Origin of the sequence: Pseudomonas fluorescens (genome assembly GCF_902498065.1) — a bacterium.
Lineage (GTDB): Bacteria > Pseudomonadota > Gammaproteobacteria > Pseudomonadales > Pseudomonadaceae > Aquipseudomonas > Aquipseudomonas fluorescens_BJ.
The window spans coordinates 285800-299250 of the sequence record NZ_CABVIR010000004.1; the positions used below are offsets into that span (position 1 = coordinate 285800).

Sequence of the window (13451 nt, forward strand, 5' to 3'; positions counted from 1 at the left end):
ATGAAACTCGAAATTGCACGAGGTTTGTTTTTGATAGGAGCCTTGGCAGTTGCTTCACTGGCGGTGGCGGCTTGGGAGCAGCCCCGCACGCAAGTCCTCGGTTCGGTGAACGGGGATGCGCGTTGTCCGATGCCGCGGGTCGCGAAGGCGACCGTTGCAACCCAACCGGATCATGATTTATTGCTGTTCATGTTCGGACTTTCTCAAGGACTGAGGCCGCAGAGTTGACCAGATTGAAGCCCAAATAAAAGGCCTCGCAAATGCGAGGCCTTTTTTGTGCCCGATGCCTCACGGCTTGCACCAATCCCTATAGGAGCCGGCTTACTGCGGGCGGCTCCTACAGGAGTTAAGCGTTTACAGGCTTATCGGGTTTAGCCAGCAGCGTGTACACGCACGGCAACACAAACAACGTAAACAACGTCCCGATCGACATGCCCGTGGCAATCACCGTACCGATGTCGAACCGGCTGACAGCGCCCGCCCCCGTGGCGATGATCAACGGCACCATGCCGAACACCATTGCGGCGGTGGTCATCAGCACTGGTCGCAGGCGAATGGCCGCCGCTTCTTCCACCGCTTCGCGCGGCGTCAGGCCCTTGTCCTTGCGCAACTGGTTGGCGAACTCGACGATCAGGATCCCGTGCTTGCTGATCAATCCGATCAACGTCACCAACCCGACCTGGGTATAGATGTTCATGCTCGACCAGCCGAGGAACAGCGGAATCAACGCGCCGCAGATCGACAGCGGCACCGTCACCAGAATCACCAGCGGGTCGCGGAAGCTTTCGAACTGGGCGGCCAGCACCAGGAAAATGATCGCCAGCGCCAAGGCGAAAGTGACCCATAGCGCGCTGCCTTCCTGAACGTACTGCCGTGATGCCCCTGCGTAGTCGACGGCAAAACCCGCAGGCGCTTCTTCCCCGGCAATCTGACGCACGGCATCGAGTGCTTCACCCATACTCACCAGCGGAACCCCGGACAGGATGGCCGAATTGAGCTGTTGGAACTGATTCAGTTGTCGTGGTCGTGCCCGGTCGGTCACGGTAATCAGGGTCGACAGGGCCAGCAGTTCACCCTTGGAGTTCTTCACGTAATAGTTGTTCAGCCAGTCGGGGTTGTCCCGGAAGGGCCGTTCGACCTGCGCGATGACTTTGTAACTACGACCTTCAATGGTGAAGCGGTTGATCTCCGCCTCGCCCAGCAGCGTCGCCAGCGTGCCGCCCAGATCCTGCATCGACACGCCCATTTGCGCGGCCTTTGCCCGATCGATATCGACCACCACTTCAGGTTTGTCGAAGGCCAGATCAACGTCGACGAACGCAAACTTTCCGGACTCCATCGCACGCTTTTTCACCCGGTCCATCACTTGCAGCAACGACTCGTAATCGTTGGCGGTATTGACGACGAACTGAAACGGCAGCCCCTCACCGGTGCCCGGCAGGGAGGGCAGGTTGAAGCCGAACACCTGCAACCCTGGAATGCTTTCGAGTTTGCTCTGGACCGCGGGCAGGATTTCCATTTGCGTGCGGTCGCGCTCGTTCCACGGTTTGAGCAGGAAACCGCCAATCCCCGATTGCACGCCGTTGAAGCCGTTGATCTGGAACGAGGAGTAGTACTCGGGAAATGCCTTGAAGATGCCGATGAATTCGTCGGTGTAGGTGTTCAGGTAATCAAGGTTGGTCGGCTGCGGGGCGTTGGCCAGCATGAAAATGATGCCCTGATCCTCGTCCGGTGCCAGTTCCGACTTGGTGAAGGTGAGCAGCACCGGAATCAGGCACAGCACGATCACCGCGAACACCAGCACCACCGGCCGCGTGTTGAGCGTGCCGTGCAACAGGCGCTGGTAGCGGCGCTTGAGGCCTTCGAAAATCAGGTCCAACCGGTGAGCGAGGCCGCTGGGGTTTTCGTCGTGGCGCAACAGGAAGGCGCACATCATTGGCGACAGCGTCAGGGCGACAATGCCGGAGATCACCACCGCCCCGGCCAGGGTCAGGGCGAACTCCTTGAACAGCGCCCCGGTGAGGCCTGTCAGGAAGCCGATCGGTGCGTAGACGGCCGCCAGGGTGATGGTCATCGAAACCACCGGCATGGCGATTTCCCGGGCACCTTCGATGGCTGCATCCAGCGGGGTTTTACCTTCCTCGATGTGCCGGTGGATGTTTTCCACCACCACGATGGCGTCGTCCACCACCAGGCCGATGGCCAATACCATTGCGAGCAGAGTCAGCAGGTTGATCGAGTAGCCCATCATCTGCATGAAGAACATCACGCCGATCATCGACAACGGAATCGTCACCACCGGGATCACCACGGAACGCAGCGCCCCGAGGAACAGAAACACCACGACGATAACGATCAACACCGCCTCAAACAGGGTTTTCACCACTTCGTCGATCGAGGCCTGGATGAACAGCGTGGCGTCGTAGGCAATTTCACCCTTGAGGTTTGGCGGCAGCTGGGCCTCCAGGTCCGGCATGATCTTGCGCACTTCCTTGATCACGTCCAGCGGGTTGGCGCCGGGCGTGGCCTTGATGCCGATGTACACCGAGGGCGTGCCACCGAAGGAGCTGATCGTGTCGTAGTTTTCCGCGCCCATCTCGACCCGCGCGACATCGCTGAGCAGCACCCGACTGTCGCCCTCGACCTTGAGTGGAATCGCGGCGAAGGCTTCGGCGGATTTGAGCTCGGTGTTGGCGTTGATGCTGGTGACCACGTACTCGCCTTTCACTTCGCCGGCGGCGGAGAGGAAGTTGTACTTGCGCACGGCATCGGTCACATCGCTGGCGCTCAGGCCGAAACCGGCCAGTTTCACCGGGTCCAGCCACAGGCGCATGGCGAACACCTGGTTGCCGAGAATCTCGGCCTCGGCCATGCCCGGCAGGGTCGCCAGTTTTGGCTGGATGACCCGTGACAGGTAATCGGTAATCTGCGGGTTGCTCAGCTCCTTGCTGAAGAAACTGATGTACATCAGCGCCGACGCATCGGCGGCCTCTTTGCTCAGCACCGGGTCTTCGGCGTCCTGAGGCAACTGGTTTTTCACTTCGTTGGCCTTGGCCAGCAACTCGGTGAACAAGCGGTCGCTGTTGGAGCCGATGCGCGCGTAGATCGAGATCACCGAGAAGTTCTGGCGACTGACCGAGGTCATGTAGTCGATGCCTTCGGCACTCGCCAGGCTCTGCTGCATCGGTTGCGTGATGTAGCCCTGGATAGTTTCGGCGTTGGCCCCGGGGTACGCGGTGGTCACCGTGATCAGGGCGTTTTCCATTTGCGGGTATTGGCGCAGCGGCAGCTTGCTCCAGGCCTGGAAGCCCAGCAGCACAATCAGCAGGCTGACCACGGTGGCGAGCACCGGGCGGCGGATGAACGGGTCGGTAAAAGCCATGGGGATTCCTTGATCAGTCCGCGCGCGGCGGGCTGTTCTTCTCGGCTAGGGTCTTGTCGTCGCTGATGGCAATGTGTGCACCGTTGTCCAGTTTGATCTGGCCAGCCGTGACCACTTTTTCGCCGTTCTGCACACCTTTGGTGATCACCACCACACCGTCGCGGCGTTCGCCGGTTTCGATGAAGCGACGTTCGGCGATCAGGATGGGTTCACCCTTGGCATCTTTTTCCACCTGGCCGTCTTCGGTTTTTTTCTGCGCGACGACGTACAGCGAATTGCCGTACAGCGTGTACGTGATCGCACTTTCCGGCACAACGATGCGCGGCTGCGGGTCGGGCAACATCACCTGCAGGCTGGCGAACATGCCCGGCAACAGTTTGCCGTCGGGGTTGGCCAGGGTCGCGCGGACCTGCATGTTGCGCGTGCTGTTCTCGAGTTTCGGATTGATCGCGCTGATGGTGCCGGGGAAAGTCTGCGCCGGGTAGGCCGCGACGATGATTTCAACCGGCTGGCCGATGGCGACCTTCGGCACCGACTGCTCGGGCACGAAAAAGTCGACGTAGAGACTGCTGAGGTCTTGCAGAGTGGCAATCATGGTGCCGCTGGCAAGATAGTCGCCAACGTCCACCTGGCGAATGCCGATGGTCCCGCTGAAGGGCGCGACGATGCTTTTTTTGCCGAGCGCAGCCTTGAGTTGATTGACCGTCGCTTTGCTCTTTTTCAGCACCGCCGAAAGTCGGTCGAATTCGCCTTTGGAAATGGCCTGGCTGCCCACCAGTTGGCTACCGCGACCGTAATCGAGCTGGGCCAGCCCGAGGTCGGCCTGGGCGGTTTCCAGCAAGGCAGTTTCCACGGCGCTGTCGAGACGCAGGAGGGGTTGGCCGGCCTTGACCTTCTGCCCTGACTCGAACTGCAAATCGATGACGGTGCCGTCGGTCTCCAGGCTCAGGTCCACGCCTTGCAGCGCCGTGAGCGTGCCGACGGTAGGCAGGCGGGCTTGCCAGGGCCGTTCGATGGCCGTGGCCACGGCAACGCTTATGGGCGGTTTAGGCGCGGAGAAGCCTTGAATCATCGTGTAGATGGAGAAGGCTTTATAACCGGCCAGGACCAGCACGATCAGCAGAACAACACCCAACATGATCAGCATGCGGCGACGCAGCATATTTCCACTTCCTTGGAGAAAATCAGGCGAGACAGTCGGGCACATTACTCCGAGTGCACAGGGTATTCCAATCGATGTTTTCGGGGTTTCCCCATCCTGTAGGAGCCGGCTTGCCGGCGATGGGGCCTTAAGCTATTGCGGTGATTTTCAGATCGCCATCGCTGGCAAGCCAGCTCCTACAGGGGGAATGCGTTTGCTGAAGCAACTGCTCCATTACGCCATCAAATGCAGGTGGTTATCCCAGAGCCCCGCAGGCAGTTCGAGGGGGTTTGCAACAAGGTTTGTCTGGCGGCAATCGTAGTACCGGCATCGGCCTTGTCCCGACGTCACGACGAACCCGTCGGCCACCGCACCGACCCCTGCGCAATCGGGAAGCGGCGCATCCAGGCGCACTTCACCGCTGTCCAGGTCCCAGATGAAAAAGCGATTGCCCCGGGGCGCGGTCAACGCGACCAGCCGCAAATCACTGTGCACCGCGACGCTGGCGGTGTAATGCCCCATGGCCTGCAACTGATGCTCCGGCACCGGAAATGCCACGAACGGTTGACCGGGCCGCTTGATGGCCAACAGTTCCGAAGATTCGTGGGAAGGGCCCATGAATTGCTGACCGGCGACGATGGTGCCGTCGCTGGCGATCCCCAGATGCCGCACGCTGTTCATTGGCTGGGCGAGGGTTTCCTTGCTCAGCAGCGTACCGTCGCGTTGCATCAGCACCAGGCTCGGCTCCATGGCGTCGAGGTTCATCTCGACCCGACTTTCAGCCTCGGTGCGGATGCCGCCGTTGGCCACCACCAGGGTTTCGCCATCGGGCATCCACGACACCTGATGCGGGCCGATGCCGTGGGTCGACATCTCGCCGCTGTGCACCAGACGCTCGCCTTCGAACTTATACACACCCAGCAAGCCACGACCGGGATCGGACGTGTCGTTCTCGGTGGCGTACAGCCAGTCGCCGCTCTGGTGAATCACCGCATGACCGTAGAAATGCCGGTTCGGCTGCGAGACCACGGTTTGCAGCAACGTGCCGTCGCGCAGGTCGATCAGGTAGCTTTCGGTGCCTGGACGCCGGGCAACGAACAGCGCGATCGGCCGCGTCGGGTGGTTGATGATGTCGTGGCAACGCTGGCCGACCTGGGTGGCGAACACCTGCGTGCCGTCCAGCCGATAACCGACGGCGTAGTGCTTGCCATCGCCATCGTCCCGCGCCGACAGCAGCAGCGGGCTCTTGTCCTTTTGCTTGAACAGCGTCCAGCCGCCCAGTGTCACTGCTCCCAGCAGCAAACTACCTAACGTCAGAGCCTGTCGTCGCAGCATGGCAGTCACCCTCATCAGTCGCCGTCGTTGGCGTTGAAGCCCAGTTGGATGCCCAGCGCCTTGGCCAGCTCGCCTTCGTGCAGGCGGTGGACGACGTTGAGGCTGTCGTAGATATCGTTGAGCTGCTGGCGACCGGCGTCGTCGTTGAGCATCTCGGTCAGCGAGCGCTGGTTGCTGGCGAACAGTTTCAAGGACGCGGCGTAAGCGGCGTCGATCTTGTCGGCCAAGGGTTTCTGCTCGCTTGGCAACAAGCCGCGCAGGCCTTTGTTGTCGACGCCTTCCCAGACCGTTTTGGCGGCGGCGAGGCTGGCTTCAAGGCCGGCCAGGGACGACTGGCTACGCCATGCATCGGCCTGGAACGGTTGCGGCACACCCTTGCTCTGGCGGCCCATCGGCGTGCCGAGTTTCTTCTTCAGGGTGTCGAGCGCGGTGACCTGTACACGCAGCAAATCGGCGATCGCTTCGTGGGAATCGGCGTAGCGCTGGTTCGGGAATTTGCTCATCTGCGCGAGCATGCCGTCGGTGTTGTTCCAGCTTTTCAGAATGTCTTCGGCCAGCTGTTTCTGCCGTTCGCCAATGGCTTTGAGCAGTGGACAGTATTTGGCTTTCTGCGCGTCGTTGGCCACGTCAGGCTTGCTGTCGAACAAGATGTATTCGTAGGCCGAGAGACCCTGGACCACAACGCTGGAGTTGGCCAGGGCAGCGGCATCGATCTGGGGTTGGGCGCTGACCAGTTGCTCGACCTGACGGCCGACGAGGTTCTTCTTGTCCGGCCAGAACTGCACTTGCCAGGCACGGTTGCCCTCGGCCAGCGGCCCGATCAGCAACGGCTGCAACTCGGCCCAGGCTTTCTGCGCATGCAGGAAATCGGCGCGGGCGGTGTCGAGGTTTTCCTTGCCTTCGCAATAGGCCAGCGCACTGACGGCCAACTGGCGGTCGGCTTCAACCCAGCGCGTGTAGGTCGGCAGGATCACCGACTTGGCGATGGCGGCCGAGGTAACGGCCTGCGGATCCTGCGGTGAGCAAGCGCCGAGGGCGAGTGCGGCAAGGCTGGTGAACAACAGCTTGGGACGGAACATGTTGGGCTCCCGCTAAGGAATACGTTTAAAGGGAATTCAAAAATGCCAGCAACGCAGCGCGCTGCTCGGCATTGAAAGACAAAACCTGTTGCTGGGCCGCTTTTGCTTCGCCGCCATGCCAAAGCACGGCTTCGAGCAGATTTCGGGCGCGGCCGTCATGCAAGAATTGGGTGTGGCCACTGACGGCCTGCGTCAGGCCGATGCCCCACAACGGCGGCGTACGCCAGTCGCGGCCGCTGGCCCGGAATTCGCTGCGGTTGTCGGCCAGACCTTCGCCCATGTCGTGCAGCAGCAGATCGCTGTACGGGCGAATCACTTGATTGGCCAACTCGGGTTCCGCGGCGTTGGCGGCGGTGGTGTATTTCGGTGTGTGACAGGACTGGCATCCGGCCTGGTAAAACAGATTCTTGCCGGCCAGCACTTCAGGCGTGCCGACATCGCGGCGTGCCGGGACGGCGAGGTTGCGGCTATAGAACAGCACCAGGCGCAGGATGTTGTCGCTGACTTCCGGTTCGCCGTCCGGGCCGTTGCCATTCGGCGCCTGTTTGCAGGCGGTTTGCGCGTCGGTGCAGTCATCGATCGGTCTCAGGCTCGTGGTCAGGCCCATATCACCGGAAAACGCGTGGACGTTCTGTTGATTAAGGTTGGGTTGCCCGGCTTTCCAGCCGAATCGCCCAACGACCGTTTTCTGTTGCGCGTCGTCCCAGACCTGATTCGGCCGGCCATTGATGCCGTTTTTTTCTCTGGCCTGCGCGGCGGCATTGGCGAGGAGCGCTTCTTCCGGGATCGCCTCGAGCAGGCCGAGGCCAATCATCGGCGGGGCGATGCGCGCCGAGAAACGCGTGTCCGGGTGCATCGGGCCGTAGTTGAGCTGAGTCATCTGCAAGGTCGGTTTGCGCAACTCGACCTCGGTGCCGTCCTTGAAGCGCACCGGTACCGGCGTGTAGTCGACCCGAACTTTGCCTTCGGGGGCCACGCCGGGCACCGACATGTCCTGGAACTGGCCGCCGTAGACCGGCTCCGGCACGACACCGAGCTGCTCGATGACGCTGGCGTATTGCGGCGCGTCGGGAATCGACAGGCGCACCAGCATCGACACCGCGTTGGCCGCATCAGGCGTGGGCGGATGACCGCGACCGTCCTTGATGTGGCAGTTCTGGCAAGCATTGGTGTTGAACAACGGGCCGAGGCCATCCCGGGCGGTGGTGGTCGACGGGGCGATCACCCAGGGGTTGCGGAAGAAGCTGTTGCCGACGCTGAAGTCCACACGCCGTGACGGCGGCAGATTGGCGGAGGGCAGGGAGAAGGCGTTCTGATCGGTCTTGCGCACGGTCGCTGCGCCACCGGACCGGGCTTCACCGGGTTCGGCCTGGGTAAAACGCGGGGCGTCATCGCAGGCACTCAGGCCCAGGGCCAGAAACAGTGCGGACAAGCGAAGAGGCAGCGAGGGCATCAGACATCCTGCATGACGAGCAAAACAAGGGCGCAAAGTCTAACAGGGCAGGGGAGATTGAATAAGAGGAATTATCGTTTGGTTGATGTGGGGCAGGGTTTCACATGAGGTCGGGGCGCGGCTATCGCGGGCAAGCCCGCTCCCACAGGGTTTTGCATCGAACCTGTGGGCGCTTGGCTTGCCCGCGATGAGGCCATTGGCATCACCCCAAATATCGCGCATGAAAAAGGCGACCCGGAGGTCGCCTCTTGAATCACTCAGCCAGCGTTGATCAGAACTCGTGATCAGCGTTGTCCGGGTTCAGGTCGCTGATGCCCAGTTTGCCAGCGGCGGCTTCGATCGAACCGGTCTGCTTGACCAGCGAAGCGATGGCGTCACGAACGATCTGGTTGCCAGCGGTGTTGCCGGCGGCGATCAGTTGGTCGTAGTGCTCACCCTTGTTGGCGTGATCGACGATGACCTGCATCTTGGCTTCGGTTGCAGCCAGGTCGGCTTTCAGCGCGGTGTCGGCCGCCGGGTCAGCCTTGGCCACCAGGGAGGACAGGCTGGCACCGGTCATTTTGGTGCCGTCGACACGAGTGTATTCGCCCAGGTACACGTTACGAATGCCCTTGGCATCGTAGAACTGCGAGTTGTGGGTGTTGTCGCTGAAGCAGTCGTGTTCGTCTTCAGGGGAGTTGGCTTCCAGGGAAACCTTCATACGCTCGCCCGCCAGTTCGCCCAGGGACAAGCTGCCCATGCCGAACAGCATTTTGCGCAGGCCGGAATCCACCGGTTCTGCTTCCAGGGTGGCGCGGTAGTTGTCGGCCACGTTCGGCTTCCAGTTGCCGACCATTTCTTCCAGGTCGCTGACCAGCAGCTGAGTCACGGATTTCAGGTAAGCGCGACGACGATCGTTGTGACCGCCGGTGGCGCCTTTGCCTTCCAGGTAATCGGAAGCAGGACGGTTGCCGGCGCCAGGGCCGGTGCCGTTCAGGTCCTGGCCCCAGAGCAGGAATTCGATGGCGTGGTAGCCGGTCGCGACGTTGGCCTCGGAACCACCCAGCTCGTTCAGGCTGGCGAGTTTTTCCGGGGTGATGTCTTTCACGTCGATCTTGTCTTCGCCGACCTGAACTTCAGTGTTGGCGATGATGTTGGCGGTTGCGCCCGGGTTACCCAGTGCGTGCTCGTAGGATTTGTCGACGTAGTCGATCAGGCCTTCATCCAGTGGCCAGGCGTTCACCTGACCTTCCCAGTCGTCGATGATGGTGTTGCCGAAGCGGAACACTTCGCTCTGCAGGTACGGAACGCGAGCAGCGACCCAGGCAGCCTTGGCGGCTTTCAGGGTGTCGGCGTTTGGCTTCGCGAGGAAGGTATCGACAGCGGTTTGTAGGGTTTTCGCGGTGGATTCGGCATCGCTGTAAACGGCGAAGACGATGTCGGCGTAATGCGCGACAACGGCTTTGGCAGAGGCTTCGTCGACTTTGCCGGCAGCAGCAGGCGCAGCAGCCGGGGCCGTGGTAGTAGCGGCTGGCGTAGGCGCTGGAGCGGCAGCTTTGTCTTTGCCTTCGCCACAACCGGCGAGGGAAATAGCGATGGCCAACAGACTGGCGGTAGCCAGAGGCATACGAATCATGGCGAACATCCTGCTTCGAGAAGGGGGTGGAATAGCGCAACGAGGGCGCAAAGCTGCGACATAATGCAAATCTTTCGCATTATCTGTAAAGGGTTGTGCTTGGAAATATTTCTTATTCAGCCAACGGTTATGCCGTGGATCAAAAGATCGCCGCCTCGTTTCACTCTGTAGGAACGAGCAGGCTCGCTCCTACAAGATTGCGGCATTGCTGCGCTGAGCCTGTTTCAGATAGGCGCCCAGTTCTCGTGCCGGCAGGGGTTTGCTGTAAAAGTAGCCCTGACCTTCGTGGCAGCCTTCGGAAATGATGTAGGCCTCTTGCTCGACGGTTTCCACGCCTTCGGCAATGACCTGCATGCCAAGGCTCTTGCCCAGCTGAATGATCGCCCGAACGATGGTCGCATCGTCGTCGTCATCGAGCAGATCCTGTACGAAGCTCTTGTCGATTTTGATCTTGTCCAGCGGCAGGCTTTTCAGGTAACTCAGCGATGAGTAACCGGTGCCGAAGTCGTCGATGGCAATCAACGCGCCGGATCTACGCAGGCTCAGCAGATGCTGGGCGGCGGTGCTGATGTCTTCCATCAGGCCGGTTTCGGTGACTTCCAGCTCCAGGCTGCGCGGTGGCAGGCGGTACATTTGCAACAGGTTGTTGACCACCCGTGGCAGTTCGGCGTGGTGTAACTGCACCGTGGACAGGTTCACCGCCATGCGCAGGTCGGTGAAGCCCTGGTCATGCCAGTCGCGCAACTGTTTACAGGCCTGATCCAGCACCCATTCGCCAATGGCAATGATGGTGCCGTTCTGCTCGGCCAGCGGGATGAACAGGTCCGGCGGTACCAGCCCATGTTCGGGATGTTGCCAGCGAATCAATGCCTCGACGCCCACCACCCGATGATCGCGGTAGCTGATCTGCGGTTGGTAGACGAGGTAGAACTGGTCGCGAACCAAGGCGTCGCGCAGGTCCTTTTCCAGTTCACGACGGCGACGCATCTCGGTGTCGACACTGGCGATATAGAACTGATAACGGTTGCGCGAGCGAGTCTTGGCCAGGGTCATGGTCTGCTCGGCTTTTTGCAGCAGCTTCTCGGTGCTGTCGCCATCCTCGGGGAACAGCGTGATGCCGATGGTGGCGCGCAGGCGAATCTCTTGATGATCGAGGGCAAATGCCGCTTCCAGGTCATCGAGAATGCTTTGTGCCAGTTCGGCAGCTTCGTAGGGTTGTTCGATATCGGCCTGAACCAGTGCGAACTGATCGCCGCCGAGGCGGGCGAGAGCGCCGAGTCGACCACTGTGGGCTCGCAGGCGATCGGCCAGCGCCAGCAGCAGCTGGTCGCCGGTCTGATAGCTGAACTGTTCGTTGATGCCCTTGAAGTCATCGAGTCCGACGCACAACACCGCGACCCGACGTTGCAGTTTGCCGGCGTCGACGAGGATCTTGTCCAGTTGCTGTTGCAATTGCTGGCGGTTCGGCAGGCCGGTGAGGAAGTCGTACTGGGCCATGCGCAGCAGACTGTTTTCCGCTTCGTGGCGCAGGTGAGTGTTGCGCTCGATGGATTCGAGCAACTGGTTGGCAGTGTTGATCCAGATGCCCAGTTCGTTTTTCTCGTGGCCCCTGATCTGTGGAATCTTGTGCGCGCTGGGGCGGTCCGGGTTGATTTCGGTCAGGTGCTCGATGATCCGCGACAGCGGTTTGGTCAGCAGCCAGTGGTAGACCAGATACAACACCAGTCCCATGGCGAGGGCGCGCAATACCCCGGAAATGAAGATGATCACCGAGCTGACGATGAACCCTTGCCCGTAGGTGGCGGTGTCGAGGGTGATGCTCAGGTCGCCGTAGTACTCGCTGTAGGGGCCGCGACCCACCAGTTGAGTGGTGAAGGTGCGTTCCTTGCCGAGGATCAGGTCGGTCAGCCAGCGGCTGTTGGATTGCTGCAACTCGCGGGACTTTTGCGCCAGCATGGCTTCATTGGGGTGACCGATGGAGGCCTGGCGTACGGCGTCGTCCTGAAACAGGCCTTCAATCACCTGCATGCCCATCTCCCGGTCCAGGCTGTAGACGGCCTGGGTCGAGGGGTCGCGGAACATGTCGAGGATGCGCTGGGCATCGCCGGCCACGGCCTGGCGTGTTTTATAGGCATCGAAAACGATCTGCGCGCAGCTCAAGACCACGCCGACGATCAATGCCGACAGGAGCACGACCCGGAGCAACTTTACCGACAAGCTGTTCTTGAGTTCCAGCTTCAAAGAGTCATTCCTTGTTCCGTGCAGGTAGCATCAAGTTGCCATGAGTATTGGCAATCCGGTGATGGCAGTCAAAGGGACAATCGAACACAGGGGAATTTGCCTGTGGGGTTGGCCGAAATGCTGTTGCCTGGAGTCATTGCCCTATTAGTACTGTGTCGGTAGTCGAGTCCTTCAACTTGAGGGGGATTTGGACATATTTTCCTTTTGGTTGATGTTAGACGTCTGTGGCGTTGGGGCAAGGGGCTGATGGCTGGTTTCATTGTGGGAAATCGGCCTGCTTTCTGCTGATGTGCACCTTTCAATTGTGGGAGCGAGACCAGCTTGCCGGCGATGACGGCCTGACAGCCGACCTGATTTCACAGGCTCACCTCAGTCCCTGTGGGAGCTGGCTTGCCAGCGATGGCGGCCCAATACCCGAGAGATATTTTTCGGTTGTACTCGAATTCTGTAGGGGTTCTGGAACCCAAAAAAAACCCGGCAAAAGCCGGGTTTTTTGACTGGCGTCGATCTTAAGCAGTAAAGGTTTTACCTTCGAACTGCTCAGCCACGAATTTCCAGTTGACCAGGTTCCAGAACGCTTCGACGTATTTCGGACGAACGTTGCGGTAGTCGATGTAGTAAGCGTGTTCCCAGACATCGCAGGTCAGCAGCGGGGTGTCGCCGTTGGTCAGCGGGTTGCCGGCGCCGATGGTGCTGGCCAGGGCCAGGGAACCGTCAGCCTTTTTCACCAGCCAGCCCCAACCGGAACCGAAAGTGCCGATGGAAGTCTTGCTGAACTCTTCCTTGAACTTGTCGAACGAACCGAAGGAAGCATTGATGGCTTCAGCCAGTGCGCCGGTTGGTTGACCGCCGGCGTTTGGCGCCAGGCAGTTCCAGTAGAAAGTGTGGTTCCAGACTTGAGCGGCGTTGTTGAAGATACCGCCCGAGGAAGACTTGACGATTTCTTCCAGAGTCTTGCCTTCGAACTCGGTGCCTGGCACCAGGTTGTTCAGGTTCACGACGTAGGTGTTGTGGTGCTTGTCGTGGTGGTATTCCAGAGTTTCCTTGGAAATGTGCGGCTGCAGGGCATCGTGTGCATAAGGCAGCGGCGGCAATTCGAAAGCCATGATGATTCTCCTAATCAGGTCAGTTGCGGTGAGCGCAAGGCCGATCACGGGCGGCCATACAAGCGCCGGGGAGTTTGTACTCTTTGCGGCGCATCGAAC

At 60.4% G+C, this 13451-nt stretch carries 9 protein-coding genes; 1 reads left to right on the forward strand and 8 read right to left on the reverse strand.

Annotated features, from left to right (window positions below):
* Nucleotides 1–228 carry a hypothetical protein gene (locus tag F8N43_RS17250; protein ID WP_032828991.1) on the forward strand — a complete coding sequence of 76 codons (228 nt, stop codon included), beginning with the start codon at nt 1–3 and terminating at the stop codon, nt 226–228.
* A gap of 118 nt (nt 229–346) precedes the next feature.
* Here the strand turns inward: F8N43_RS17250 and F8N43_RS17255 are convergent, their stop codons facing one another.
* The 8 genes from F8N43_RS17255 to F8N43_RS17295 all read right to left on the reverse strand — a co-directional run bounded on the left by F8N43_RS17255 (nt 347) and on the right by F8N43_RS17295 (nt 13352).
* Nucleotides 347–3382: a multidrug efflux RND transporter permease subunit gene (locus tag F8N43_RS17255; protein WP_150639456.1), complete on the reverse strand. Its 3036-nt coding sequence runs from the start codon at nt 3380–3382 to the stop codon at nt 347–349.
* Between the two features lie 13 nt (nt 3383–3395).
* The gene (locus F8N43_RS17260) at nt 3396–4544 is read right to left on the reverse strand and encodes an efflux RND transporter periplasmic adaptor subunit (RefSeq protein WP_150631177.1); all 1149 of its coding nucleotides are present in this window, start codon (nt 4542–4544) and stop codon (nt 3396–3398) included.
* A 213-nt stretch (nt 4545–4757) separates the two neighbouring features.
* Nucleotides 4758–5858, reverse strand: coding sequence for a DUF1513 domain-containing protein (locus tag F8N43_RS17270; RefSeq protein WP_150639455.1), 1101 nt, complete (start codon nt 5856–5858; stop codon nt 4758–4760).
* A 14-nt stretch (nt 5859–5872) separates the two neighbouring features.
* Nucleotides 5873–6937 (reverse strand): imelysin family protein, encoded by a 1065-nt coding sequence (locus F8N43_RS17275; protein WP_150631174.1) that lies wholly within the window; start codon nt 6935–6937, stop codon nt 5873–5875.
* A 25-nt stretch (nt 6938–6962) separates the two neighbouring features.
* Nucleotides 6963–8390, reverse strand: coding sequence for a di-heme oxidoredictase family protein (locus tag F8N43_RS17280; RefSeq protein ID WP_150631173.1), 1428 nt, complete (start codon nt 8388–8390; stop codon nt 6963–6965).
* Nucleotides 8391–8661: 271 nt separating this feature from the next.
* Nucleotides 8662–10005 carry an imelysin family protein gene (locus tag F8N43_RS17285; protein WP_150654080.1) on the reverse strand — a complete coding sequence of 448 codons (1344 nt, stop codon included), beginning with the start codon at nt 10003–10005 and terminating at the stop codon, nt 8662–8664.
* Between the two features lie 189 nt (nt 10006–10194).
* Nucleotides 10195–12246: a putative bifunctional diguanylate cyclase/phosphodiesterase gene (locus tag F8N43_RS17290; protein WP_150631171.1), complete on the reverse strand. Its 2052-nt coding sequence runs from the start codon at nt 12244–12246 to the stop codon at nt 10195–10197.
* A gap of 509 nt (nt 12247–12755) precedes the next feature.
* The gene (locus tag F8N43_RS17295) at nt 12756–13352 is read right to left on the reverse strand and encodes a superoxide dismutase (protein WP_008034365.1); all 597 of its coding nucleotides are present in this window, start codon (nt 13350–13352) and stop codon (nt 12756–12758) included.
* Between the last annotated feature and the right edge of the window lie 99 nt (nt 13353–13451).